Raw genomic sequence first — 22,935 nt, forward strand, 5'->3', positions numbered from 1 at the left:
GATGTTTTCCGCGGCCGCTACTTGGCCAGGCTCTTGGCCCAGTCGTAGGTGGACAGATACGGATCCGGTTCAACGGCCGCGGGCGATGACCACACCGTGTCGATCAGGCCCGCTGAATTGATCTTGCCGATGCGGGGTGTCTTGGTGATGTGGTTGTTCTCCCCGTTGACCGTGACCAGGCCTTCAGGCGCTTCGAAGGTCACACCGTCCGCGGCGGCCTGCACCTTGTCCACCTCAAAGGATCCCGCCTTCTCCACCATTGCCTTCCAGAGGTACAGGGAGGTGTAGGCGGCTTCCATGGGGTCGCTCGTTACGCGCTCGGTGCCGAACTTCGCCTTGAACGCCGCCACGAACTTCTTGTTGGCCGGCGAGTCCAGGGTCTGGTAGTAATCCCAGGCCGTCAGTTGGCCTTCGACGTTGTCCAGGCCGACGCCGGGGACTTCCTCTTCGGCGATGGAAACAGAGACCACGGGCATGCTGTCCGCCGTCAGGCCAACGCTCTTGTACTGGCGGAAGAAGGCCACGTTGCTGTCGCCGTTGAGGGTGTTGAAGACCGCGTCGGCCTTGGAGTCCCGGACTTTGTTGACGATGGTGGAAAATTCCGTGGAGCCCAGCGGGGCGTACTCTTCGCCGAGGACTTCGATGCCCTTGGCCGCGGCGTAGGCTTGGATGATTTTGTTGGCTGTTCGCGGGAAGACGTAGTCACTGCCAACCAGGAAAAGGGACTTGGTTCCCTGCTCGGCCAGGTAGTCCAAGGCAGGAATGATCTGCTGGTTGGTGGTGGCCCCGGTGTAGAAGATGTTCTTCGACGACTCCAGGCCCTCGTACTGCACCGGATAGAACAGCAGCGCGTCGTTGGCCTCAAACACGGGGAGCATCGCCTTGCGGCTTGACGAGGTCCAGCCGCCGAACACCGCGGCGGTGCAGTCCTGCTGGATCAGTTTCCCGGCGCGCTCCGCGAACTTGGTCGGTTCGCTGGCGCCGTCCTCACTGATGACCTCAAGCTGTTTGCCCAGGACACCGCCGGAAGCGTTGATCTCCTCGGCGGCCAGGGTCAGGGAGTCGAAGACGGTGCTCTCGCTGATGGCCATGGTGCCTGAGAGCGAGTTGATGAACCCCACCTTGATGCTGCTGCCTGAGGTGTTGACACAGGAACTGCCGCTGCTCGCGGTGGAGCCGGCGGACGCCGGATCGGCTATCTGGCTGCCGCAACCTGCCAGGACAGTGGCCATGGCGGCTGCCGCCAGAGGAAGGAAAGCGCGTTTGGTGACCGAAAAACTCATGTGTACCTGCTTCTCACTCCGCCGCTGCGCTGGGCAGCGACTCGCCTCCGAGGTCCGTCAGAAGTGACCCCTTGCGATGAACGTAGGAGCGAATTGTTTCGGCGCCTGCCCGGTTGGTTTCGAGACCGTTTCGGGGCGGCTCGCCGGGCCGGCCGGGAGTTGAGGCGCACGACAGCTGTGCGGGAGAAAACCGCGGGAAAGCACGGGGCAGAGAGTTAACCTGCGGGAAACCTGCCGCGGCGTAACTTTCGCCCGGCAGCCGGACACAATCCGGTCTGGGCGCCGTTAAGCTGTTCTCACCTGCGGCTATGCGCAGCACCCGAGCTGTGGACCGGGCTATTTATGCGTCGATCGAACGGCCTGAGTGGCGACTATTCGCCCAGCGCCCTGGGCCGCCAAACCACCACGGCCTGGGACCGCGCGCGGGGGCGCTGGCCGCGGGCCAGGCTCACAACATCGCCGGCGGCACCGGCCGCGAAGATCCGCGAATCAAGGGGATCACGACGGCGGCCCAGCTCCTCGGTCAGCTCGCCCACCCTGCGCTGCAGCGCGGCCACCTGGTTCTCGAGCTCAAGGATCCGTTTGATGCCTTCAAGGGAGACGCCTTCGTGGGACAGCCGCTGGACTTCACGCAGCATGTTGATGTCCCGCTGCGAATAGCGGCGCGACTTCCCCGGCGCCCGGCTGGGCGAGACAATGCCCAGCCGGTCATACTGCCGGAGCGTCTGCGGGTGCATATCCGCCAGTTCAGCCGCGACGGAGATCACGAAGATCGGCTGGTCAGCGCTGATGTCCACGGTCTGCTCCGTTGCTTAGAGCCGGGCCTTGGCGGCCAGGCCTTCACGGACATCGGCGTCGGCGGTGGCTTCGGCAAAGGCCTTCACGGCCGCTTCGGCTTCCTTGTTCAGGTTCTTCGGAACCGCGACGTCGATGGTCACCAGGAGATCGCCGGTGACCTTGGAGGTCTTCACCCCGTGGCCTTTGACCCGGAGCGTACGCCCCGAGGGTGTGCCGGCCGGAACGCGGACCTTGACGGTCTCGCCGTCGATGGTGGGGACCTGGATGTCGGCGCCCAAGGCAGCTTCCGGGAAGGTGACCGGGACATGGATGCGGAGGTTGTCGCCGTCGCGCGTGTAAAACTCGTGGGGCTTGACGGACACGGCCACCATGAGGTCGCCGTTGCCGGCGGAACCTGGCTGGCCCTTGCCGCGGACGCGCACTTTCTGGCCGTCCTTGATGCCGGCGGGAACGCGGACGTCGATGACGTCACCGCTGGGTTCGCGCAGGCCGATAGTGGTGCCGCGGATGGACCCGGAGAAGGAAATGCTGGTGGTCGCCGTACGGTCGGCACCCTTCGAAGGCGGACGCTGGAAGCCCGTCTGCCCGCCGAAGCCGCCGCCGCCAAACAGGTCAGCAAACTCGGGCGGGATGCCGCCTGAGGTGTTGAACCCGCCGGGCTGACGCCGCGCGCCGCCGGTGAACAGGCCGCCGAACATGTCCTCGAAGCCGCCGTTACCGGCACCGGCACCTGCACCGCCGGGAGCGAACCGCGCGCCGCCACCCATGGCCCGGATGGCGTCATACTGCTGGCGCTCGTTCGGATCAGACAGCACTGAATAGGCCTCGGAGATGTCCTTGAACTTCTTCTCCGACGCAACGTCTCCCGAGTTGGTGTCCGGGTGGTGCTGGCGGGCAAGTTTCCGGTAGGCCTTCTTGATGTCGGCGTCGGAAGCGTCCTTGGCGATACCAAGGATCGCGTAAAAGTCCTTGTCCACCCAATCCTGGCTAGCCAATGGCGTTTCCTTTCAAAAGTTATGGGTCGGTGGTTGAGCTTGCCGAAACCTGGGTTTCGACAAGCTCAACCACCGGAGGTAATGCTACGCAGGAACTGCGACGATGACCTGTGCTGCGCGGAGGACGCGTTCGCCTGACCGGTAGCCGGAGCGGAGGACCTGGCTGACGGTGTCAACCTCGATGTCCTCGCCCGGCTGCTGGATGAGGGCCTCGTGGATCGTGGGATCGAACTCCACTCCGGTCTCATCAATGCGGACCAGGCCGTACGTCTTCAGCGCGCTCTCCAGCTTGGTGGCGATCGCGGCGAACGGGCCGTCGGTCAGGTCACCGTGCTGGCGGGCAGCATCGACGTCGTCCAGCACCGGCAGCAGGGAGTTCAGGACGCCGATAACGGCCATCTCCCCTGCCACGGCCCGGTCGCGCTCAACGCGCTTGCGGTAGTTGACGTATTCAGCCTGGAGGCGGAGGAGATCGTTTTTCAGCTCGGCAGCTTCAGCGTTGGTGGTTGAGCCTGCCGAAACCCCCTGTGCCACCGATTCCTCGGCCGGCACCTCGATGCCGTTGAGGATTTCCTCGGCCTGGGCGAGTGCATCGCCGTCGGTGTCGACGGGCCCGGCCGCCGGGCCAGATCCGGCCGGGGCGTCAGCCTTGCCGGCTGATTCGCCTTCCGGGTGCCGGGCCTGCCCGGTCACCGGATCAACCTTGCGGTTGTCCCGGATGACCGGCTCCTGGTTCGCGGATGAGTTGTGCTCTTCCTCGTTACCGTGGTGCGGCATGGCTACTTCTTCGCTTCGTCTTCGTCGATGATCTCGGCGTCGACGATGTCCTCATCAGCAGCCTTGTCCCCGGCGGGGGCGCCACCAGCGGCACCACCTTCGGCACCTGCGGCACCGGTGGCACCGTCCGGCGAACCGGCCTGGGCGTAGATGGCCTCGCCGAGCTTCGACTGGGAAGCCTGGAGCTTCTCGAACGCGGTCTTCACGGCTGCGTCATCGGTGCCTTCGAGGGCCTTCTTGAGCTCGTCGACGTCGGCCTGGACCGCGGTCTTGACCTCTTCGGGCAACTTGTCGGCATTGTCGGCGATCAGCTTGTCCACGGAGTAGGCGAGCTGCTCGGCGGTGTTGCGGGTGTCGGTCGCCTCACGGCGGGCCTTGTCCTCGGCCGCGTGCTCCTCGGCGTCCTTGACCATGCGCTCAATGTCTTCCTTGGAGAGCGCGGTGCCACCGGTGATGGTCATGGACTGTTCCTTACCGGTGCCCTTGTCCTTCGCGGAGACGTGGACGATGCCATTGGCGTCGATGTCGAACGTGACCTCGACCTGCGGGACGCCGCGCGGAGCCGGCGCGATGCCGGTCAGCTCAAACGTGCCCAGCGGCTTGTTGTCGCGGGTGAACTCGCGCTCGCCCTGGAAGACCTGGATGGCCACGGACGGCTGGTTGTCGTCAGCCGTGGTGAAGGTCTCGGACCGTTTGGTGGGGATGGCGGTGTTGCGCTCGATCAGGTGCGTCATCACGCCACCCTTGGTTTCGATGCCCAGGGACAGCGGGGTGACGTCGATCAGCAGGACGTCCTTGCGCTCGCCCTTCAGGACGCCGGCCTGGAGTGCTGCGCCAACGGCTACAACTTCGTCCGGGTTGACGCCCTTGTTCGGCTCCTTGCCGCCAGCCAGCTCCTTGACCAGGTCGTAGACAGCAGGCATACGGGTGGATCCGCCAACGAGGACGATGTGGTCGATCTCGGAGAGCTTGATGCCGGCTTCTTTGATGACGTCATGGAACGGCTTCTTGGTGCGCTCCAGCAGGTCCTTGGTGAGGTCCTGGAACTTGGCGCGGGTCAGCTGCTCGTCCAGGTGGACCGGGCCGTCGGGGGTGACGGAGAGGTACTGGAGCGAAACGTTGGTGCTGCTGGAAGAAGAGAGCTCCTTCTTGGCCTGCTCGGCAGCTTCACGGAGGCGCTGCAGGGCGATCTTATCCTTGGACAGGTCGATGCCCTTGACCTTGAGTTGGTTCAGCAGGTAGTCGACAACGCGCTGGTCCCAGTCGTCGCCGCCGAGGTGGTTTTCGCCCGCAGTGGAGCGGACCTGGATGGTGGAGAAGTTGTCTTCGTCCTTGCCGACCTCAAGGAGGGAGACGTCAAACGTGCCGCCGCCGAGGTCGAAGACCAGGATGAGTTCGTCTTCCTTGCCCTTGTCCAGGCCGTATGCCAGTGCAGCCGCGGTGGGCTCGTTGACAATGCGGAGGACCTTGAGTCCCGCGATTTCGCCGGCTTCCTTCGTGGCCTGGCGTTCGGCGTCGTTGAAGTAGGCCGGGACGGTGATAACAGCGTCGGTGACCTTTTCGCCCAGGTAGGACTCGGCGTCGTTCTTCAGCTTCATCAGGATACGGGCGGAGATTTCCTGCGGGGTGTACTTCTTGTCGTCAATGCCGACGCCCCAGTCGGTGCCCATGTGGCGCTTGACGGAGGCGATGGTGCGGTCGATGTTGTTGACGGCCTGGCGCTTGGCGATCTCGCCAACCAGGACTTCGCCGGACTTGGAGAATGCAACGACGGACGGCGTGGTGCGGCCGCCCTCGGCGTTGGCAATAACGGTGGGCTCGCCACCTTCGAGAACGGAGACGACGGAGTTGGTGGTTCCGAGGTCGATACCTACTGCACGTGACATGTGTTGCTTCCTTCTTTCCTTGGAAACTTGCTGGCGCTCGTGTTGAGCGTTCTGCACTCAACTTTACTCCGGGCGTAGGCGATGTCAATCCAAAGTTGAGCGGAGTACGCTCAACTTTGGATTTTTGGGTCACGGCACCCTCAGTCGAACCCCCGGAATCCCGGGGATTTCAGGAGGGAAATCCGCTTCCCTGGCAGTAGTTCGCTGTGCGTGAACGGCCGCTACCGGTTCTTGTCCTCGTCCACTTCCACCTCGCGCGCGCTGTCAACAGAGCCGGCCTCGCCGTAGTCGCCTTCGGGATAGTCGCCCTCCTCGGGCTGGTTCTCCGCGCCGCCTACGACGCCGGCCTCGCCGTAATCGCCTTCCTCATACTGGCCGCCTTCACCCTCCAGCCCGGGCTCGGTACTGCCCTTGCGGCGATCTTCTTCAGGTGCGGTGTTCTCACTCATGACGTGACCTCTCCTTTGAGTTTCCGCGTCCATCCGGGCGCATTTGGAGTCTACTCAGCCGGAGGCGGGCTAAACAGGGGTGGCCGCAGACTTCGGGGCGTCCCGCGGGTTTCTGTCAGGCACGAGCCCGGCCATCCCTGCGAGGACGGTGAGGTGGTGTTCAAAGAGTTCGTCCCGGGCACGGAACGTATCCGCTCCATATTGGCCAAAGACCTCGAAACTCACGGCCCCGAAGAGCGACGTCCACACGAGGGCACCGTTCGCCTGGAGTTCGTCCGGCATGGCGAGCCCGAGTTCGCTGCGGATCGCCTCCAGATCGGCGGACAAAGCAGAAGGTACGACGGCGGTGCGCGCCGCCGCGGTCAGCTCACCTGCCCGGTGGGCGCCGTCGAGAATGTCGATCAGGCGGTAGATCACGCGCGTTCCCGGGGGTGTGGTCTGGCCCGAGGGAGCCTGGTAGCCGGGGACCGGACTCCCGAAAAGGAGACCGTACCGCGCCGGCTCTCGCAACGCCCATGCCCTGACTGCCCGGCCGAGCGCCCTGAACCTGCCATCGAAGTCGCGCTCCGGCAACGCGTTCACCGCGGCATCCACGGAGTCGCCGAGCTCACTGTAGGCGTCCACCAGAAGCAGCGTGAGAAGCTCGTCGCGGTTGGCCACGTAGCGGTAGACCGCGGAGGAGACCACGCCAAGATCCCTTGCCACGGCGCGGAGGGACAAGGCGGCCGCGCCCTGCGTCGCCAGGTGTTCCCTGCCCAGCCTGACGATGTCAGCAATGGTCTGGGCGCGGGCGCGCTCCCGCGGTGTCCGAAGCGTGGTTTCCGCGTCCGCGGCAGGGGCGTTCATGGGTCCAGCATCGCACAAAGCAGAGCAGTGTCAACAATTGAGAGCACCGCTCTTGACAGGCGTCAGCCGGGGGTGCACGCTATTGGAGAGCGGTGCTCTCAATAGCGAATCCTGAAGGGGAAGTCATGAACGATGTATACGTAGTAACGGGCGCGGGGCCTGTGGGCTGGACAGTCGCAGAACAGCTCGCGGAGCAGGGGAAAAACGTCAGAATCCTCACCCGTTCGGGCAGCGGCCCCAAGCACCCGCTGGTGGAGCGGGTGAAGGCCGACGTCCAGAACGCCGCCCAACTGCGGGACGCCTTCGCGGGCGCCACCGCCGTCTTCCACTGCATCCATGGCTCCTCCTACACCGTGGACGCGTGGCAAGCAGAACTGCCCCGGGCCGAGCAAACGGTGCTGTCCGCAGCAGGGGAGGCAGGCGCCGTCGTCGTTTTTCCCGAAAGCCTTTACTCGTACAGCGAGCCTGGACGCCCCATGATCGAGGCGGGTCCGCGGACTGCCGGGGGCGGCAAGCGGGGCGTCCGGACCGCGCTGCTCAAGGCACGGGACGCCTCGCCGACCAACACTGTCAGCGTGGTTGCCGGCGATTTCTTTGGCCCGCGCGTGCGAACCTCACATGCCGGCGAGCGCATAGTCCCCGCAGTCCTGGCCGGCAAGAAAGTCTGGGTCATCGGGAACGCCGATCAGCCCCATTCGTTCACGTACGTCCCGGACCTGGCCGCCGCGATGATCCATGCCGCGGCCACGCCGTCGCTGTGGAACAACGTGTGGCACGCGCCCGCGGGTCCGGCAGTCACGCAGCGGCAGTTGGCCACAGCGTTCACCGAGGCGGGCGGTGTACTGGCGCCGAAGCTTGGAGCCATACCGGGCTGGGCGCTCCGGGCCATGGGTGTGTTCTCGAAGGACATGCGGGAACTGGCGGAACTGCTCTATCAGTTCGAGCAGCCCTTTGTGATGGACTCGGCCGCCAGTGAAGCCGGGTTTGGCCTCCGCCCGACACCCCCGGCCGAGGCGGCGGCGACCACGGTGGCCTGGTGGCGCGCGCAGGGGTGAGGCCCGCCCTTCAGGCAGAGTCCGCGTCACGCGAAGCAAGCTTTTGGCCCGGCCAAAAAAGCGAGACGCGGAATTTCGGGGCCGTACCGTTCGTCAGCAGCCAAAAGCGTGCCTGGCGTGACGCCGCATGGCCGTGGCGGCGGAGTGCGGCCGCGCTTCGTCCGGGCTCCACGCCGCGGCAGGACATTGGGGTTGCCGCCGCGCAGGCTCCTCCCATTCGCGCCACTGCGGCGGTAGCGTTTGGTTATGAGTACGCAGCAGCCTGACGACGATGTGTACACGCACGGCCACCACGAGTCGGTGGTCCGCGCCCACGCCTCCAGGACAGCGGAGAACTCCGCGGCCTTTGTCATTCCGCACCTCACGCCCGGGGTTTCAGTGCTCGACGTCGGCTGCGGCCCTGGGAGCATCACCTGCGATTTCGCCGGGCTGGTGTCGCCCGGAAAGGTCACCGGCCTGGACCGGTCACCGGACATCATCGCCCAGGCCACGGCGCTGGCCGCCGAACGCGGCGTGGCCAATGCGGAGTTCCTGGCCGGCAACATCTACGACCTCGACTTCGAGAACGAAACGTTCGACGTCGTCCATGCCCACCAGGTGCTCCAGCACCTGACCGACCCGGTGGAGGCGCTGCGCGAGATGCGCCGGGTGGCGAAGCCGGGCGGCATAGTGGCAGTGCGCGACGCCGACTTCCACGGCATGAGCTGGTACCCCGCCATCCCTGAGCTGGACGAATGGATGGACCTGTACCAGCGGATCGCACGACGCAACGGGGCCGAGCCCGATGCCGGCCGCCGGCTCGTGTCCTGGGCCCAGTCCGCAGGCTTCAGCAACGTGGCGCCCACCAGCAGCAACTGGCTGTATGCCACCGGGCAACAGCGGAGATGGCAGGCCCGGGTCTGGGGCGAACGAGTGCTGCATTCGGCCTTCGCGGAGCAGGCCCTTGAATACGGCTTCGCAAATCCAGCGGACCTGGCCCGGATTTCGGCAGGCTGGCACCGCTGGGGATCCACCGACGACGGCTGGTTCCTGATCCCGAACGGTGAGGTCATCGCCCGGGCATGATTTCCACATAGGCATGACAACGCCTATCAACCCAGCACTGGCGGCAATAGCGTCGGAGTATGAGCTATTACGGAGAGAACGAATACTGGGCAGAGCCTTACACAGCCGAGGTTGACCAACTAGACTTGGTCAACATGGGACAATACAACGTCCAAGAGGCAAAAACCCGCCTGTCTGAGCTGTTGAACCTCGTTGAAAACGGCGAGGATGTGGTCATTGCCAAGGCAGGCCGCCCAGTGGCCCGGCTCGTGAAAATCGAGCGCCCACACAAGCGTGAGCTGGGCTTCTTGGCGCCGCTCCAGATCCCGGATGAATTCTACGATCCGTGGACCGAGGAGGAAATGGGTGACGTGGCAGGTAGCGGACTGTGAAACGCCTCCTCCTGGACACGCATGTCTTCCTATGGGCCATCGCCGAACCCAAGAAACTGTCCACCAAGGCCAGGAACGCCATCACCACGTTGGAGAACTCCGTATACGTCTCGCCGATAACGGCATACGAGCTGTCCTACAAACACCATCTGGGCAAGCTGCCGTCAGGGGCAGCGATAGTGGCAAGTTTCGGACGTCAACTGGCCCACTTGTACGCCTCGGAGCTGGCCGTCTCCGCCCCGCACGCTTTGGCCGCCGGCCAGTTGGATTGGGAACATAAGGATCCCTTTGACCGGATCCTGGCTGCACAAGCCCTGGTGGAGGGGCTCACACTTGTTACAGCAGATGAGGCACTCCAGGCATTTGAGCCCGTGACCACCCTGTGGTGAGGGCGGCACTGTTGAGGTGCTGACGGCGCTCTTCTGGTGAGAGCGGCACTAAACTTGCCAAGTGCAATTCTCCCTTTGGCTCGCCCTCGCGGGCGCTGGCGTCCTGATCAGTTTCACGCCCGGCGCCGGCGCCATCAACACGATGAGCAACTCGCTGACGTCCGGGTTCCGCCGCTCCATCTGGGGGATCCTCGGCCAACAAGCAGCCTTGGTTGTCCACGTGGTGATCGTGGCGTTGGGCGTCGGCGTGCTGGTGGCAAGCTCCCCGGTGGCCTTCAATGTGATCCGTTACGCCGGAGCCGCCTACCTGGTGTACCTGGGCATCCGTCAGTTCCTGAGCAAGCCGGTAGTGGACCAGGAACAGGCCGCCGCTCTCCGGAACGAGCCCGCCTGGTCAATGTTCCGGCGCGGCCTCTGGGTCAACCTGCTCAACCCGAAGGCCATCGTTTTCTTCCTCGCGTTTATGCCACAGTTCATCCGCCCGGAACAGCCGCTCCTGCCGCAGTATCTTGTGCTCACAGCCACCGTGGTGGTGATCGACATCCTGGTCATGTGGTTCTTCTTCGCCTTTGCCGCCAAGTCCTTCCAGCGGTTCACGCACAACGCCCGCGGCCAGAAGATCCTGAGCCGGATCTTCGGGGTGCTCTTTGTGGCGGTAGGCATTCTCCTCGCGCTGATCCACTGAAGTCCACCAACGCGCATATGTCTGACATTTTTGCCCGGAGCGTGGTCATGAAGTGGCCACCTGCCGGACATCAATGCCACGATCGATAAATGCTCGAGGCAACCAAATCCCCCACATCGACACAATCCGGCAAAGATTCCACCCCTGCACCCACCAACCCGGCGCTGGCCGCCGAGGCGAAAATCGCACGGCTTGCCGTCACGATCTTCCCGGCGCTGGTGGTCGTGGCGGGCGTCGCCGGCTTCCTTGTGCCAGCAACTTTCCAGCCGCTGGGGCCCAGCGTCCCGTACCTGCTGGGCATCATCATGTTCTGCATGGGCCTGACCCTGACGCCGCCGGATTTTGCTTCGGTAGTGAAGCGTCCGTGGGCAGTGGTTCTGGGCATCGTGGCGCACTATGTGATCATGCCCGGCGCGGGCTGGCTGATTGCCGTGGCGCTCCAGCTTCCGCCGGAGCTTGCCGTGGGCCTGATCCTGGTGGGCTGCGCACCATCCGGCACCGCCTCGAATGTGATGGCATTCCTGGCCAAGGGGGACGTGGCCCTGTCCGTAGCCGTCGCTTCGGTATCCACTCTCATCGCACCGGTGGTTACGCCGCTGCTGGTCCTGTTCCTGGCCGGATCGTTCCTGGAAATCGACGCCGGGAGCATGGTCCTGGACATCGTCAAGACGGTGCTCCTGCCCGTCATCGCCGGGCTGCTGGCGCGGCTGTTCTTCAAGAACCTCATCGCCAAGCTGCTGCCGGCACTGCCCTGGGCATCCGCCGTCGTAATTTCCTTCATTGTTGCGATTGTTGTGGCGGGCAGCGCCTCCAAGATCGTGGCCGCGGGCGGCATTGTGTTCCTCGCAGTGGTCCTCCACAACGGCTTCGGCCTGGGCCTGGGCTACCTGGCGGGCAAATTGGGCCGGCTGGACGATAAAGCACGGAGGGCGCTCGCCTTCGAAGTGGGCATGCAGAACTCTGGGTTGGCCGCCACGCTGGCCACCGCGCATTTCACCCCGCTGGCCGCACTGCCGTCCGCCGTTTTCTCGCTCTGGCACAACATCTCCGGCGCGATCGTGGCAGCATGGCTGGCGCGGCGCCCGCTGCGGGACGCCTAGCAAGGCCGATCCTGGAAGGCAGAAGGACGGACGGATTCCGATTTTGACACCATCTGGGAGCAGATCCGCGGCGCTGTGCCCGGCATCGTCGCGCATGTCCGCACGGTCCTTGGCCAGGCGGCGCCGCGACAGCAGCTGATGCAGCAGCAGGTACGCTCTATTTCATGACCCCCGCACCTGTGATCATCGCCATTGACGGGCGATCCGGCGCAGGGAAAACCACTCTGGCCATCGAACTGGCCGCGCAGCTGCGGAACCATCACAAAGTCGCGCTCTTCCACCTGGAGGACATCTACCCGGGCTGGAACGGCCTCACCGCTGGCATCGAGCGCTACGTTTCCACGGTGCTCACGCCGTTGAGCCGCGCCGAGCCCGCCACCTGGACCAGCTGGGACTGGGAAAGGCATTACGACGGCGACACGCGGGTCACGCTGCCCGCCGAGATCGTGATCATTGAGGGAGTGGGGGCGGCGGCTGCGGACGCCCGGCCCCTGCTCAGCGCTGTCATCTGGGCAGACTCGCCGGACGACATCCGCCGGAAGCGGGCCCTGGACCGCGACGGCGGCACGTATGAGCCGTTTTGGGACCAGTGGGCTGAGCAGGAGGAAGCCTGGCTCGCCGCCGACGACGTCCCCTACCAAGCCGATATCCGCGTCCTCAACAATGCCGACGGTTCCGCCACCGCCGACGTCATGCAGGCCCTCGCGTACCTGCCCGCTCTCGGACCGGCGCTTGTTCCCGAGCTTGCCGCCCGCCGCGGCCTCAGGCTGCGCGCAGAACGGCTGGACGCCAGGCCGGACGCCGCGGTGCTCTTCGAGAACCTGTACGGCGGCTCGGCAAATGCCGTCTGGCTGGACTCCTCCAACGCAGGAGTGGCTGGCGCGGACATCACCAACGCAGACTCCCCAAACACGTCCGCCGGCGCACCTGCCGTGTCACCTCGGGAGCAGTCACCCGCCGGGCCGCTCCCGCAGCCGTCGCCCGCCACTGAGCGGAGCCGCTTCAGCATCCTGGCGGACGACGGCGGGACCTACGGCCAGGCCGTCACGCACCGGTCCGGCGAAAGCGTCATCACGGCAGGCTCCGCCACGGCGCGCGTGCCGGGGCCTTTTTTCCGCTGGCTGGACACCGTCTGGGGGCGCCGGGCAGTCCGCACGCCGGACGGCTACCCGGGCGACTTCACCCTGGGCTGGCTGGGCTGCCTGGGCTATGAGCTCAAGCGCGAAACCGGCGGAACGGACGTGGCGGCGCCGACTCCCGACGCGGCCCTGATCTTCGCGGGCCGGGCCGTCGTTTTGGACCACGTGGAACGAACGGCCTGGCTCCTTGCCCTGGAAGCGCCCGACGCCGACCACTGGCTGACCGCCGCCCGCGCCGCCGTCGCTGCCGCCGCCGCCCCCGTCGCCGTCGCCGCGAGCACACCAGGCCCAGGAGACCAACGCACGCACGCCGGCGGCAGCAACGGCGTCGTCCGTCCCGTTGGGCCCGCGTTCAGCAGCCGCGACACGGAGCCGTCCTACCTGGCCAAAATCGCGGCCGCCCAGCACGAAATCCGTGAGGGGAACTCATACGAGGTGTGCCTGACCACCACGCTCACGGCCCGGCTGCCCGCCGCCGCGGCGGCCCCCTGGCCCACGTACCTCGCGCTGCGGCGGAAGAATCCCGCGCCGTTCGCCAGCTACCTGCGGTTCGGCGGGCTGACGGTGGCCAGCACGTCGCCGGAGCGGTTCCTGAGGATAACGTCCGACGGCGGCATGCGCGCCGAACCGATCAAGGGCACCCGCCGCCGGGGTGCTGATCCGGAGCGTGACAGGCAGCTGCGGGAGGACCTGGCGACCTCGCTGAAGGACCGCGCGGAAAACATCATGATTGTGGACCTGCTGCGGAACGACCTCAGCCACTTCGCGGAGCCCGGATCGGTAACGGTCAGCAGGCTGTGCGAGATCGAAAGCTACGCCACGGTGCACCAGATGGTCAGCACCATCGACGCGCGGCTCCTGCCCGGCTCGCCGCGGGCCGAGGCGGTGGCCGCCTGTTTCCCGGCCGGCTCCATGACCGGCGCCCCGAAAATCAGCACCATGGCAATCCTGGACCGGTTGGAGGAGGGCCCGCGCGGCCTGTATTCCGGCGCGATCGGCTACTTTTCCCTCAACGGGGCCACGGACCTGGCGGTGGCGATCCGCACCCTGGTAACCACCGCGGAGGCCGGGGACGGCAGCGAACAAGCGGCGACGGCGGAACTCACCCTCGGCGTCGGCGGCGCCATCACTGCCGACTCGGTACCTGACGAGGAGTACGACGAAATCCGCGTGAAGGCGCACGGTGTGCTTTCCGCGCTGGGTGCGGACTTTCCCACCGCCTGACCCCCGGAGTTACTGGAGCGTGGCGGTCAGCCTGGCGACGTTATCGACATAGCGGGCAGCGAGGGGGCGCTGCAGCCAGTCCTCAAGTATGAGCTCGTTGGAAATGTCGCGGTATGTGTCTTCGACCGCGCGCATGTTGTTCACGATTTCCGCGCCGAGCAGCATCACCGAGACCTCCATGTTCAGCGAGAAGGAGCGCATGTCCATGTTGCTGGAGCCCAGGACGGCCACTTCGTCGTCGATGGTGAAGTGCTTGGCGTGCAGCACAAAGGGCGCTTTGTAGAGGTAGATCCGGACGCCGGCCTCCAGCAGCGCCTCGTAATAGGAGCGCTGGGCGTGGTGGACCAGGAACTGATCGCCCTTTTCGGAGACGAACAGCTCCACGTCCACGCCCCGCTGGGCTGCGGTGGTGATGGCGTAGAGCAGGGAGTCATCGGGCACGAAATACGGGCTGCAGATGGAGATCCGGTGCTGGGCTGAGTAGATCAGGGTGTTGAAGAGCCGCAGATTGTTTTCGGTGCTGAACCCGGGTCCGCTGGGCACCACCTGGGCCGTGACGTTGCCCGGTTCGGGGTTGGCCGGGAGCTGCAGCTGGTGTTCCAGGGACTCATCGGTTTCGCTCAGCCAGTCCGTGGCGAACACCACGTTGAGCGTGGAGACGATCGGTCCGCGCAGGCAGGCCATCAGCTCCACCCATTCGCGGCCGGCCTTACGGTGTTTGGGGTTGTTGTAGGAGGGCTCGATCAGGTTCTGCGAGCCCGTGAAGGCGAGTTCGCCGTCGACCACCATGATTTTGCGGTGGTTCCGAAGGTCCGGGCGGCGCCATTGTCCGTGGATGGGCAGCACCGGGAGCATGCGCTTCCACTGGATCTTTCCCGCCCGCAGCCGTTTGAGCAGGTCGCGGTAACCCTTGACACGGAGCGTGCCGATGTGGTCAAACAGCACGCGCACTTCCACGCCCCGCTCGGCGGCCTCCTCCAGGGCGGTCAGCAGGTCATCGGTGACGTGGTCCGTGCTCATGATGTAGAACTCGGCGTTGACGAACGTCTTGGCCTTCCGCACGGCCTGGGTCATGGCCAGGATCGAGTCCGGATAGCCGGGAAGGAGGTCCACGGAGTTGCCGTCCACCATGGGGAGGGAGCCGAGCCGACGGTTCAGTTCCCCGGCGGACGTCACCCATTCGGGTCCTTCATATTCACTGACGACGTCGGCGAGCGCCGAGATGCCGGACCGCACACGGGTGTTGATGATCTCCTGCTGCTGGCGGCGGCGGCTGGAGAGCTTGAAGTTTCCGAACAGCAGGAAAAGGACCAGGCCCAGGAACGGTATGAAGAAGATACCCAGCAGCCAGGCCATGGCCGTGGTGGGGCGCCTGTTGCCGGGGATGATGCCGATGGCCAGAACCCGGATCACCAGGTCCGCAATGCTGAGCACCACCACCACCCACATCGGCGCGGTACCGACAAGCGAAACTGGCCACAGCACTGGAATACCCCCGGATTGCGCGCACCCGCGGACCGGTTCCGGCGGGGCAATGACCACAGCTTAGCCGCGGCCGGCCCTACTAAGCTGGAGCCATGACTTCTCCTGCGCCCGTGGTGCTCGTTTTCCTTGACCCAGCGTTCCCGGACGGCCGGCTGGCCGACGCTGCGCAGCCCCAGCTGATGGCCACGGACCAGGGCGCCACCCGCGGAGACGGCGTGTTCGAGTCGATGCTTGCGGTGGGCGGCGCGGTGCGGAAGCTGCAGGCGCATCTGGACCGGCTCGGCGGGTCCGCGGACGCCCTGGACCTGGTGATTCCGGCGCAGGATGCGTGGCGGGCGGCGATCGCCACGGGCCTCGCGGGGCACCGCACGCAGCACCCCGCGCCGTCGCCCGCCGAGGACGAGCTGGTGGTGAAACTCGTGGTCACCCGCGGCCCGGAAGGCGCAGAGTCCCCCACGTGCTGGGTTCAGGTCTCCCCGGTAGGCGCCCTCGGACGCCGCCAGCGCGAAACAGGCATCGACGTCATCCTCCTGGACCGCGGCTACAACAGCGATGTGGCTGAGCGTGCCCCGTGGCTGCTGCTCGGCGCCAAGACCCTGTCCTATGCCACGAACATGGCTGCCCTGCGATACGCCCACAAACAGGGCGCCGACGACGTCATCTTCACCTCCTCCGACGGCCGGGTCCTGGAGGGCCCCACGTCCACGGTGCTGCTGGCACATCTGGAAACCGCCGACGACGGCGCCGGCACCTCCCGCACGGTGCGCCGCCTCATCACCCCGCAGCTGGACAGCGGGATTCTCCCCGGGACCTCCCAGGGTGCCCTGTTCGCGGCGGCCAAGGCAGCCGGCTGGGAGCTCGGCTACGGGCCGCTGGAGCCGCGGGACCTTCTGGACGCCGACGCCGTGTGGCTGATTTCCAGCATCAGGCTGCTCGCGCCGGTGAACCACATTGACGGCAAGGAAGTCGGGACGCCTGCGGTGCAGAAGCAGCTGACGGCCGAACTCAACGCATTGTTGGCCGGGATCCAGTAGGTTCCGGGATTCAGCAGTTTCCCGGATCCCGTAGTTTTCCGAAGTTCAGCAGGGAGGTCTGAGGCCATGGCGGTTCGCAGTGCAGGGATCCTTCTGTACCGGCAGGGAGCAGACGGGCTGGAAGTGTGGATAGCGCACATGGGCGGACCGTTCTGGGCCCGCAAACAAACCCAGTCCTGGTCGGTTCCCAAGGGCGAGTACCTTCCCGACGAGGAACCCCTGCTGGCCGCGCTGCGCGAGTTTGCCGAAGAAATCGGCACGCCGCCGCCAGCTGTTGCCTACTTTGAGCTGGGCGCGTTCAGGCAACCGTCGGGAAAGATCATCACAGTGTTCGCCGCGGAGTCTGACTTCCAGCCCGAACGGATTGTGAGCAACACGTTCCCGCTGGAGTGGCCCAAAGGATCCGGCGTCATCCAGGACTTTCCCGAGGTGGACGATGCCCGGTGGGTGACGGAATCCGAGGCCCGTAGCAAGCTGGTCAAGGGCCAGCTTCCCCTCCTGGACGCCCTGCTGGAGCATGTTGGATTGCCCTGAGTCGACCTGCCCAGGCCCGGGCCTGGGGGTTAAAGCGTGGCAATACCCTGTTGGTCCGTCCCGCAGGTCCGTATGGTTTGGTGCATGAACTCTCACACGCAGCCGACCACCAAATTGACGTTCGACGAATGCTGGGAATTCCTTGCCGGGGACACACTGGGGCGCCTGGCCCTTGTAGTGGACGGCCATCCGGAGATCTTTCCGGTCAACTACGTCCTGGACCGCAGGAGCATCGTCTTCCGCAGCGCCGGCGGCACCAAACTGTGGGGCGCCAAGGCAGACCGTCCCGCGGCGCTGGAGATCGATGGATACGATCCCCGCACGGAGGTGGCCTGGAGTGTGGTGGTGCGCGGAGACACCGAAGTGATCGAGGCACAGGCTGACAAGGACGCCGTTGACGCCCTGCATCTGGAGCCCTGGCAGCCCGGACCCAAGGACTACTACATCCGGCTAAACCCGCTCGCACTTACTGGCCGCCGCTTCCAGGTTGCCAAACCGGACGTTTGGAACACCCGGTTGTCGGACCGCCGTCGTGCTTCCTTCGAGTAGCGCGGGAGAGCTTATGGGCGGCGAAGCCCCCGCTCCGCTCGTCCCGGGGGTCCGGATCCGGCTGCTGCGGCGGAGCGATGCGGCCGGCCTGAGTAAGGCCTACCTCCGGAACCGACAGCACCTCGCTGCGTGGGAACCGGAGCGGGACGAAGCCTTTTTCACTCCCAGGCATCAGCTGGACATCATCCGGGCCAAGCTCGCCCAGCATTCCGTGGACCAGGAAGTTCCGTGGGTGCTGGTGAACCGCGACGATCCCGCGTACATCGTCGGCGCCGTCACCCTTACCGGCATCGTCCGTGGGCCGTTCCTCAACGCCAACCTCGGGTACTGGGTTGATTCCAGCCTCAACCGGCGGGGCATCGGAGCTGCCGCGGTCCGCTTCGCCACGGATCATGCCCGGACAGAACTGGGCCTCCACCGGGTCCAGGCGGCAACGCTGCTCCACAATGAGCCCTCACGCAAAATCCTCAAACGCGCCGGGTTTCGGGAAATCGGCGTGGCGCCGCAGTACCTGAAGATCGCCGGCCGCTGGCAGGACCACCTGCTCCACCAACTGCTCCTCCACGGCTGACGCGATCGCGGCCGAATCCACAGCGCCCGCGCCACCTCACCGGCCCTCACGGTTCGCCTAAGCTGGCCTCAAGCACTCTTGAATCCGCAACCGAAAGGCAGACCATGAGCAACGACGCTCACATCCCCGTCATCCTGGGCGGCGCACGGACCCCCTTCGGCAAGTTCCGCGGCAGCCTCTCCGGGCTCACCTCCAGCGAACTGGGTGCCCACGCCATCCGGAACGCACTGGAACGGTCCGGCGTGGCGCCGGAACAGATCCAGGCCGTCATCGTGGGCCAGGTTATCCAGGCGGGCGCTGGCCAGGGACCCGCCCGGCAGGCCAGCCTCGCCGCCGGCATCGGTTGGGATGTGCCCACCGTGACCATCAACAAACTGTGCTTGTCCGGCCTGACTGCCGTGATTGATGCCGCCCGGATGATCCGCGCCGGCGAGGCTGATTTCGTTGTGGCGGCGGGCCAGGAGTCCATGACCAACGCTCCGCACCTGCTCCCCCGGCTTCGCGGCGGCGTGGCCATCGGCGATGTGCCGCTGCTGGATTCGCTGAACTTTGACGGCCTGCAGGACCCCGTCTCAGGTGAACTGATGGGCTCCGCCACGGACGCCGGGAACGCCCGCCTGGGCATCAGCCGCGAGGACCAGGACGCCGTCGCCGCCCTTTCGCACCAGCGGGCGGAGGCCGCCCGGGCGGCCGGCATCCTGGCTGAGGAGATCGCTCCGGTGGAGGTCCCGCAGCGCCGGGGACCCGCCGTCGTGATTGATGCCGACGAAGGCATCCGCGCCGGTACCACCATCGAGATGCTGGCGGCACTGAAGCCCGCCTTCTCCAAGGATCCGGCGGCCACCATCACCGCCGGTTCGGCCTCCCCGCTGTCAGACGGCGCCGCCGCAGTGGTAGTGGCCAGCAAGGCAGCTGCGGAAGCGGCCGGCCTCAGCTGGATCGCGGAAATCGGCAGCCACGGCCAGACCGCCGGACCGGACGGATCCCTGCATTCCCAGCCGTCCCGCGCCATTGAGCGAGCCCTGAAACTCGAAGGGATGACCATTGACGACGTGGACCTCATTGAGATCAACGAAGCCTTCGCCTCGGTGGTGCTGCAGTCCGCCACGGACCTGGGGATCGACGCGGACAGGATCAACGCCGACGGCGGCGCCATCGCCCTGGGCCACCCGGTGGGCGCCTCGGGGGCCCGTCTGGTCCTGCATCAGGCACTCGCGCTGAACCGGCGCGGCGGCGGGACAGGCGTGGTTGCGTTGTGCGGCGGCGGCGGCCAGGGCGACGCCCTGATCCTCAAAGCCTGACGCCAGGTTCAGGCTCCGGATCGAAGCACTATGAGGGGCACCAGGCGTTCCGCGCACGAAACCCGGACCAGTTCCGCCGGCCCCTGAGCCGCCCGGTTGTTCACTCCGGTGTCGTCGCACCAGTCCAGGTTGTACGGGTAAGCGGTGACCCCGGCCTTCCCGGGAGCCACGCCAGCCGGGACGGTGAACACGAAAGTGAAGCCGCCGTCGTCGGACATGGGAGCGAGCTCTTCCAGCACCGCGGTACCGGTCGCATCCTTGACCGTCACCTGGACCTGCGCATCGGTGCCGTAGCGGGCATCGCAAGTGGTATCCGGGGCGCTGACGGTGATCTGGTTGCCGGGTTTGGCGGCGGCAGGCGAGACGGAAAACTCCGGCGGCATGCAGGGCGCCGGCGTTACGGAAGCACGGCGGGGTCACGGAAGCACGCGTTGGTTACGGAACATGACGTCGGCGGCGGTGCGGCCGGGCGGCCCGGATGTTACGTTTTTGGGGAGTAATGAGAACCGGCGCCAAGCCCTGACTGGCCGGTCGGCAACCCTCCCTTTCGCGGCGGGGTGCCTCAGGTGAATACTCGGCATATCGACCCATTCGAGCTGCAAGCGTGAAAGAAGGAGTTCCGTCGTGTCTGACGCCCCCGCCCCCGCCCCTGAAGAGAAACTGTCGTACCGGCTTGTCACCGGACCGGATGACAGGTCTTTCTGTGAACGGATTTCCACTGCCCTGGCCGAAGGGTATGTCCTGCACGGCAGCCCGGCCGCGACGTCCAACGGCGGCGTTGTGATTGTTGCGCAGGCACTCATCCTCCCGTCGGCCATCGCCACCGCTGATGCCGCCGTCGCCTCCGCCGTGGATGACCTCGATTTCGACGGCGAGGGCCACGCATGAGCTACGCCGGAGACCTCACCCCGCAGCAGGCCTGGGCCAAGCTGGAGCAGGGCGCCATCCTGGTGGATGTCCGGACCGAAGGCGAATGGGCCCACATCGGCATCCCCGACACGAAGGCCACGGACAACGATCCCCTGTTCATCCCGTGGACGTTCCCCGGCGGCATCCCCAACCCGGATTTCATCACCGACCTGACGCAGCAGGCCCCGGAGGACGACGGCGCGGAGCTGGTATTCCTCTGCCGCTCGGGCCAGCGCTCCATCGCCGCCGCCATCGCCGCGACGCAGGCCGGCTTCACCTCCTACAACGTCCTGGAGGGTTTCGAAGGCGAGCCGGACCGCTACGGCGAGCGCACCGTCAACGGCTGGAAGAACCGCGGCCTGCCCACCAACCTGGGAATAGCCAAGTGACCTTCAACCCAGACGCCGCCGGCTGGAGCGCCGAGACGCAGGCGGTCCGCGGCGGGCTGGACCGCACCAACTTCCAGGAGACCACCGAGCCGGTCTTCCTGAACTCGGGCTTCGTCTACGAGTCCGCTGCCGCCGCCGAGCGCGCCTTCACCGGCGAGGACGAACGCTTCGTCTACTCCCGGTACGGCAACCCGTCCGTGGCCACTTTCCAGGAACGCCTCCGCCTGCTCGAAGGCACCGAAGCGTGCTTTGCGACGGCGTCGGGCATGTCAGCTGTGTTCACCGCACTGGGCGCCCTGTTGGCGGCCGGGGACCGGGTGGTTGCCGCGCGATCGCTGTTCGGCTCCTGCTTTGTGATCCTGAACGAGATCCTGCCGCGCTGGGGCGTGGAAACCGTGTTTGTTGACGGCCCGGACCTCGAGCAATGGCGGGTTGCCCTGTCGGAGCCCACCACCGCAGTGTTTTTCGAATCCCCGTCCAACCCGATGCAGGAAATCGTGGACATCGCCGCGGTCAGCGAGCTGGCGCACGCCGCCGGGGCCACCGTCGTCGTCGACAATGTCTTTGCCACTCCCCTCCTGCAGCGCTGCGGCCAGCTGGGCGCGGACGTGATTGTGTACTCCGGCACAAAGCACATCGACGGCCAGGGACGCGTCCTGGGCGGCGCCATCCTGGGCACCAAGGAATTCATCGACGGCCCGGTCAAGCAGCTCATGCGGCACACCGGCCCGGCTCTCTCCGCATTCAACGCCTGGGTGCTCACCAAGGGCCTGGAGACCATGGCGCTGCGCGTCAAACACTCCTCCACGTCCGCACTGCGGATCGCCGAATGGCTCGAACAGCAGCCGGCCGTCAGCTGGGTCAGGTACCCGCTGCTGAAGTCACACCCGCAGTACGAGCTCGCCGCCAAGCAGATGAAGGCCGGCGGCACCGTCCTCACGCTGGAACTTGCGACGACGGGCGGCCGCTCGGGCAAGGACGCCGCCTTTGCGCTGCTGGACGCCCTGCGGATCATCGACATCTCCAACAACCTGGGCGACGCCAAGTCCCTCATCACCCATCCGGCCACCACCACGCACCGCGCCATGGGTCCCGAGGGCCGAGCCGCCATCGGGCTCAGCGATGGCGTGGTGCGGCTGTCCGTGGGCCTGGAGGACGTGGACGACCTCATCGGCGACCTGGAGCAGGCCCTGAAGCACATTTGATCGGCTTGGTTCTGATTGGCGCAGATCTCGTGCGCGCGAACGGTTGGCGCGAACTGGCAGATAATGCCCTGTTCGAGGCGTTTTGAGGGGATTATCTGCACGTTCGCGCCGGGAGGCGGTGACGTATGAACGCACACCGGGACTGGGGCCGGCTGCTGTCCAACATCCCGCTGCCCGAGCAGAACCTGGCGGGAATCGCCGTCGGCGTGGTCCTTCAGCGTTTGATGCCGCTCCGGCTCGGCGGGCCAGACTTTCTGGTACGGACCATCGGCGCTGCATCGTTGGCGACGGGTGGCGCAATCGTCACCTGGGCGTTGCTGGCTGCCCGGAACACCCGGTTGTCCCGGCCCGATGCGTTGCTAACCGCCGGGCCCTATGCGCACTCGCGGAACCCGATGTACGTGGGCTGGGCCCTGGCGCACCTGGGAATTGGGCTGCTGCGCGATGATGCCTGGATGGTGGCTGCACTTCCGTTGGCTTCCGTCGCAGTGCACCGCGGGGTGCTTCGAGAAGAAGAGATCCTGGCGGCGTCGTTCCCGGTGGAGTTCAGCCAGTACCGCTTGTCCGTTCCCCGGTACGTGCCTCGCCTTCGCCGTGGATGGCGAGCCGGACTGCCACTTCATCCCCGTCGCTGATGCCCGCCGCGTCCCTGACGGCCTTCTTGACGGGCAACAGGTAGGAGCGGCTTTTGCTGTCCGGAAAGACCGAGGTCTGCCAGCTGCAGCCGGAGATTTCCGCCGTGACTTTGACCGAGCCGAAGCCCTTCCGGAACGCCGCTGCCTCTTCCCGGAGGTCGTCTGCGACCTCCGCCGGGAGGGTCAGGAAGTGCCAGCCGGATTCGTCGCGATAGCGCCACAGTCCGGCCCGGAATGAGTACGACGACGTCACGGCCTGAG

The 22,935-nt window shown here is 66.1% G+C and carries 26 protein-coding genes and 1 riboswitch; of the genes, 16 read left to right on the forward strand and 10 right to left on the reverse strand.

Annotation, left to right across the window (positions count from 1 at the left end; all coding sequences use genetic code 11):
* Positions 1-17: 17 nt before the first annotated feature.
* From urtA to ACVWY0_RS04880, 7 genes are all read right to left on the reverse strand, one after another.
* The gene (urtA, locus tag ACVWY0_RS04850) at positions 18-1,283 is read right to left on the reverse strand and encodes an urea ABC transporter substrate-binding protein (RefSeq protein WP_485835663.1); all 1,266 of its coding nucleotides are present in this window, start codon (positions 1,281-1,283) and stop codon (positions 18-20) included.
* Positions 1,284-1,654: 371 nt separating this feature from the next.
* On the reverse strand, positions 1,655-2,080 hold the full coding sequence (locus ACVWY0_RS04855; RefSeq protein WP_485835664.1) for a heat shock protein transcriptional repressor HspR: 426 nt from the start codon (positions 2,078-2,080) through the stop codon (positions 1,655-1,657).
* A 15-nt stretch (positions 2,081-2,095) separates the two neighbouring features.
* Entirely contained in the window at positions 2,096-3,076 is a 981-nt protein-coding gene (locus tag ACVWY0_RS04860; RefSeq protein WP_485835665.1) for a DnaJ C-terminal domain-containing protein, read from the reverse strand.
* A gap of 84 nt (positions 3,077-3,160) precedes the next feature.
* On the reverse strand, positions 3,161-3,853 hold the full coding sequence (locus tag ACVWY0_RS04865; protein ID WP_485835666.1) for a nucleotide exchange factor GrpE: 693 nt from the start codon (positions 3,851-3,853) through the stop codon (positions 3,161-3,163).
* 2 nt (positions 3,854-3,855) lie between these two features.
* Positions 3,856-5,739, reverse strand: a complete 1,884-nt coding sequence (gene dnaK / locus ACVWY0_RS04870) for a molecular chaperone DnaK (RefSeq protein ID WP_485835667.1) — start codon at positions 5,737-5,739, stop codon at positions 3,856-3,858.
* Positions 5,740-5,960: 221 nt separating this feature from the next.
* The gene (locus ACVWY0_RS04875; RefSeq protein ID WP_252568622.1) at positions 5,961-6,188 is read right to left on the reverse strand and encodes a hypothetical protein; all 228 of its coding nucleotides are present in this window, start codon (positions 6,186-6,188) and stop codon (positions 5,961-5,963) included.
* Positions 6,189-6,257: 69 nt separating this feature from the next.
* Positions 6,258-7,034 (reverse strand): TetR/AcrR family transcriptional regulator, encoded by a 777-nt coding sequence (locus ACVWY0_RS04880; RefSeq protein ID WP_485835668.1) that lies wholly within the window; start codon positions 7,032-7,034, stop codon positions 6,258-6,260.
* Between the two features lie 125 nt (positions 7,035-7,159).
* Between ACVWY0_RS04880 and ACVWY0_RS04885 the strand changes: the two genes are divergently transcribed.
* The 7 genes from ACVWY0_RS04885 (at position 7,160) to ACVWY0_RS04915 (ending at position 14,062) form a co-directional block, all read left to right on the forward strand.
* Positions 7,160-8,089, forward strand: coding sequence for an NAD-dependent epimerase/dehydratase family protein (locus tag ACVWY0_RS04885; RefSeq protein WP_485835669.1), 930 nt, complete (start codon positions 7,160-7,162; stop codon positions 8,087-8,089).
* 246 nt (positions 8,090-8,335) lie between these two features.
* Positions 8,336-9,154, forward strand: a complete 819-nt coding sequence (locus tag ACVWY0_RS04890) for a methyltransferase domain-containing protein (protein ID WP_485835670.1) — start codon at positions 8,336-8,338, stop codon at positions 9,152-9,154.
* 59 nt (positions 9,155-9,213) lie between these two features.
* Entirely contained in the window at positions 9,214-9,525 is a 312-nt protein-coding gene (locus ACVWY0_RS04895; protein ID WP_485835671.1) for a type II toxin-antitoxin system Phd/YefM family antitoxin, read from the forward strand.
* A complete protein-coding gene (locus tag ACVWY0_RS04900) occupies positions 9,522-9,914 on the forward strand; it encodes a type II toxin-antitoxin system VapC family toxin (protein ID WP_485835672.1) in 393 nt (130 codons plus the stop codon). The genes ACVWY0_RS04895 and ACVWY0_RS04900 overlap by 4 nt, the downstream gene beginning before the upstream one ends.
* Before the next feature lie 61 nt (positions 9,915-9,975).
* The gene (locus ACVWY0_RS04905) at positions 9,976-10,599 is read left to right on the forward strand and encodes a LysE family transporter (RefSeq protein WP_485835673.1); all 624 of its coding nucleotides are present in this window, start codon (positions 9,976-9,978) and stop codon (positions 10,597-10,599) included.
* A gap of 89 nt (positions 10,600-10,688) precedes the next feature.
* Positions 10,689-11,699, forward strand: a complete 1,011-nt coding sequence (locus ACVWY0_RS04910) for a bile acid:sodium symporter family protein (protein ID WP_485835674.1) — start codon at positions 10,689-10,691, stop codon at positions 11,697-11,699.
* 164 nt (positions 11,700-11,863) lie between these two features.
* Complete coding sequence (locus ACVWY0_RS04915; protein ID WP_485835675.1) at positions 11,864-14,062, forward strand: chorismate-binding protein; 2,199 nt, start codon at positions 11,864-11,866, stop codon at positions 14,060-14,062.
* Between the two features lie 9 nt (positions 14,063-14,071).
* On the opposite strand, the gene cls is transcribed toward ACVWY0_RS04915, so the two are convergent.
* Positions 14,072-15,511: a cardiolipin synthase gene (cls, locus tag ACVWY0_RS04920; RefSeq protein ID WP_485835729.1), complete on the reverse strand. Its 1,440-nt coding sequence runs from the start codon at positions 15,509-15,511 to the stop codon at positions 14,072-14,074.
* Between the two features lie 128 nt (positions 15,512-15,639).
* Between cls and ACVWY0_RS04925 the strand changes: the two genes are divergently transcribed.
* The 5 genes from ACVWY0_RS04925 (at position 15,640) to ACVWY0_RS04945 (ending at position 19,536) form a co-directional block, all read left to right on the forward strand.
* Positions 15,640-16,581 carry an aminodeoxychorismate lyase gene (locus ACVWY0_RS04925; RefSeq protein WP_485835676.1) on the forward strand — a complete coding sequence of 314 codons (942 nt, stop codon included), beginning with the start codon at positions 15,640-15,642 and terminating at the stop codon, positions 16,579-16,581.
* A gap of 66 nt (positions 16,582-16,647) precedes the next feature.
* Entirely contained in the window at positions 16,648-17,115 is a 468-nt protein-coding gene (locus tag ACVWY0_RS04930) for an NUDIX hydrolase (RefSeq protein ID WP_485835677.1), read from the forward strand.
* A gap of 84 nt (positions 17,116-17,199) precedes the next feature.
* A complete protein-coding gene (locus tag ACVWY0_RS04935) occupies positions 17,200-17,664 on the forward strand; it encodes a pyridoxamine 5'-phosphate oxidase family protein (protein WP_485835678.1) in 465 nt (154 codons plus the stop codon).
* Positions 17,665-17,677: 13 nt separating this feature from the next.
* Positions 17,678-18,235, forward strand: coding sequence for a GNAT family N-acetyltransferase (locus tag ACVWY0_RS04940; RefSeq protein ID WP_485835679.1), 558 nt, complete (start codon positions 17,678-17,680; stop codon positions 18,233-18,235).
* 104 nt (positions 18,236-18,339) lie between these two features.
* A complete protein-coding gene (locus ACVWY0_RS04945; RefSeq protein ID WP_485835680.1) occupies positions 18,340-19,536 on the forward strand; it encodes an acetyl-CoA C-acetyltransferase in 1,197 nt (398 codons plus the stop codon).
* Positions 19,537-19,544: 8 nt separating this feature from the next.
* On the opposite strand, the gene ACVWY0_RS04950 is transcribed toward ACVWY0_RS04945, so the two are convergent.
* The gene (locus ACVWY0_RS04950; protein WP_485835681.1) at positions 19,545-19,919 is read right to left on the reverse strand and encodes a hypothetical protein; all 375 of its coding nucleotides are present in this window, start codon (positions 19,917-19,919) and stop codon (positions 19,545-19,547) included.
* 112 nt (positions 19,920-20,031) lie between these two features.
* Positions 20,032-20,147, forward strand: a riboswitch (SAM riboswitch).
* A gap of 13 nt (positions 20,148-20,160) precedes the next feature.
* Here ACVWY0_RS04950 and ACVWY0_RS04955 point away from each other — a divergent pair.
* The 4 genes from ACVWY0_RS04955 to ACVWY0_RS04970 all read left to right on the forward strand — a co-directional run bounded on the left by ACVWY0_RS04955 (position 20,161) and on the right by ACVWY0_RS04970 (position 22,674).
* Positions 20,161-20,424, forward strand: a complete 264-nt coding sequence (locus ACVWY0_RS04955) for a DUF1737 domain-containing protein (RefSeq protein ID WP_485835682.1) — start codon at positions 20,161-20,163, stop codon at positions 20,422-20,424.
* Positions 20,421-20,834 (forward strand): rhodanese-like domain-containing protein, encoded by a 414-nt coding sequence (locus tag ACVWY0_RS04960; RefSeq protein ID WP_058930870.1) that lies wholly within the window; start codon positions 20,421-20,423, stop codon positions 20,832-20,834. Before ACVWY0_RS04955 ends, ACVWY0_RS04960 begins: the two co-directional genes overlap by 4 nt.
* On the forward strand, positions 20,831-22,039 hold the full coding sequence (locus ACVWY0_RS04965) for an O-succinylhomoserine sulfhydrylase (protein WP_485835683.1): 1,209 nt from the start codon (positions 20,831-20,833) through the stop codon (positions 22,037-22,039). The genes ACVWY0_RS04960 and ACVWY0_RS04965 overlap by 4 nt, the downstream gene beginning before the upstream one ends.
* 125 nt (positions 22,040-22,164) lie before the next feature.
* On the forward strand, positions 22,165-22,674 hold the full coding sequence (locus ACVWY0_RS04970; protein WP_485835684.1) for a methyltransferase family protein: 510 nt from the start codon (positions 22,165-22,167) through the stop codon (positions 22,672-22,674).
* Here the strand turns inward: ACVWY0_RS04970 and ACVWY0_RS04975 are convergent.
* Entirely contained in the window at positions 22,586-22,927 is a 342-nt protein-coding gene (locus tag ACVWY0_RS04975; protein ID WP_485835685.1) for a DUF1905 domain-containing protein, read from the reverse strand. The two genes, ACVWY0_RS04970 and ACVWY0_RS04975, sit on opposite strands and share 89 nt — an antisense overlap.
* Positions 22,928-22,935: the final 8 nt, after the last annotated feature.

The sequence above is a fragment of the Arthrobacter sp. UYNi723 genome (assembly GCF_054057635.1).

Bases quoted from the DNA above. Each gene is read 5' to 3' on its own strand.
- urtA (WP_485835663.1), bottom strand. From the start codon at position 1,283: ATGAGTTTTTCGGTCACCAAACGCGCTTTCCTTCCTCTGGCGGCAGCC.
- ACVWY0_RS04865 (WP_485835666.1), bottom strand. From the start codon at position 3,853: ATGCCGCACCACGGTAACGAGGAAGAGCACAACTCATCCGCGAACCAG.
- dnaK (WP_485835667.1), bottom strand. From the start codon at position 5,739: ATGTCACGTGCAGTAGGTATCGACCTCGGAACCACCAACTCCGTCGTC.
- ACVWY0_RS04875 (WP_252568622.1), bottom strand. From the start codon at position 6,188: ATGAGTGAGAACACCGCACCTGAAGAAGATCGCCGCAAGGGCAGTACC.
- ACVWY0_RS04880 (WP_485835668.1), bottom strand. From the start codon at position 7,034: ATGAACGCCCCTGCCGCGGACGCGGAAACCACGCTTCGGACACCGCGG.
- ACVWY0_RS04885 (WP_485835669.1), top strand. From the start codon at position 7,160: ATGAACGATGTATACGTAGTAACGGGCGCGGGGCCTGTGGGCTGGACA.
- ACVWY0_RS04890 (WP_485835670.1), top strand. From the start codon at position 8,336: ATGAGTACGCAGCAGCCTGACGACGATGTGTACACGCACGGCCACCAC.
- ACVWY0_RS04895 (WP_485835671.1), top strand. From the start codon at position 9,214: ATGAGCTATTACGGAGAGAACGAATACTGGGCAGAGCCTTACACAGCC.
- ACVWY0_RS04910 (WP_485835674.1), top strand. From the start codon at position 10,689: ATGCTCGAGGCAACCAAATCCCCCACATCGACACAATCCGGCAAAGAT.
- ACVWY0_RS04915 (WP_485835675.1), top strand. From the start codon at position 11,864: ATGACCCCCGCACCTGTGATCATCGCCATTGACGGGCGATCCGGCGCA.
- cls (WP_485835729.1), bottom strand. From the start codon at position 15,511: ATGTGGGTGGTGGTGGTGCTCAGCATTGCGGACCTGGTGATCCGGGTT.
- ACVWY0_RS04925 (WP_485835676.1), top strand. From the start codon at position 15,640: ATGACTTCTCCTGCGCCCGTGGTGCTCGTTTTCCTTGACCCAGCGTTC.
- ACVWY0_RS04930 (WP_485835677.1), top strand. From the start codon at position 16,648: ATGGCGGTTCGCAGTGCAGGGATCCTTCTGTACCGGCAGGGAGCAGAC.
- ACVWY0_RS04935 (WP_485835678.1), top strand. From the start codon at position 17,200: ATGAACTCTCACACGCAGCCGACCACCAAATTGACGTTCGACGAATGC.
- ACVWY0_RS04940 (WP_485835679.1), top strand. From the start codon at position 17,678: ATGGGCGGCGAAGCCCCCGCTCCGCTCGTCCCGGGGGTCCGGATCCGG.
- ACVWY0_RS04945 (WP_485835680.1), top strand. From the start codon at position 18,340: ATGAGCAACGACGCTCACATCCCCGTCATCCTGGGCGGCGCACGGACC.
- ACVWY0_RS04950 (WP_485835681.1), bottom strand. From the start codon at position 19,919: ATGCCGCCGGAGTTTTCCGTCTCGCCTGCCGCCGCCAAACCCGGCAAC.
- ACVWY0_RS04960 (WP_058930870.1), top strand. From the start codon at position 20,421: ATGAGCTACGCCGGAGACCTCACCCCGCAGCAGGCCTGGGCCAAGCTG.
- ACVWY0_RS04970 (WP_485835684.1), top strand. From the start codon at position 22,165: ATGAACGCACACCGGGACTGGGGCCGGCTGCTGTCCAACATCCCGCTG.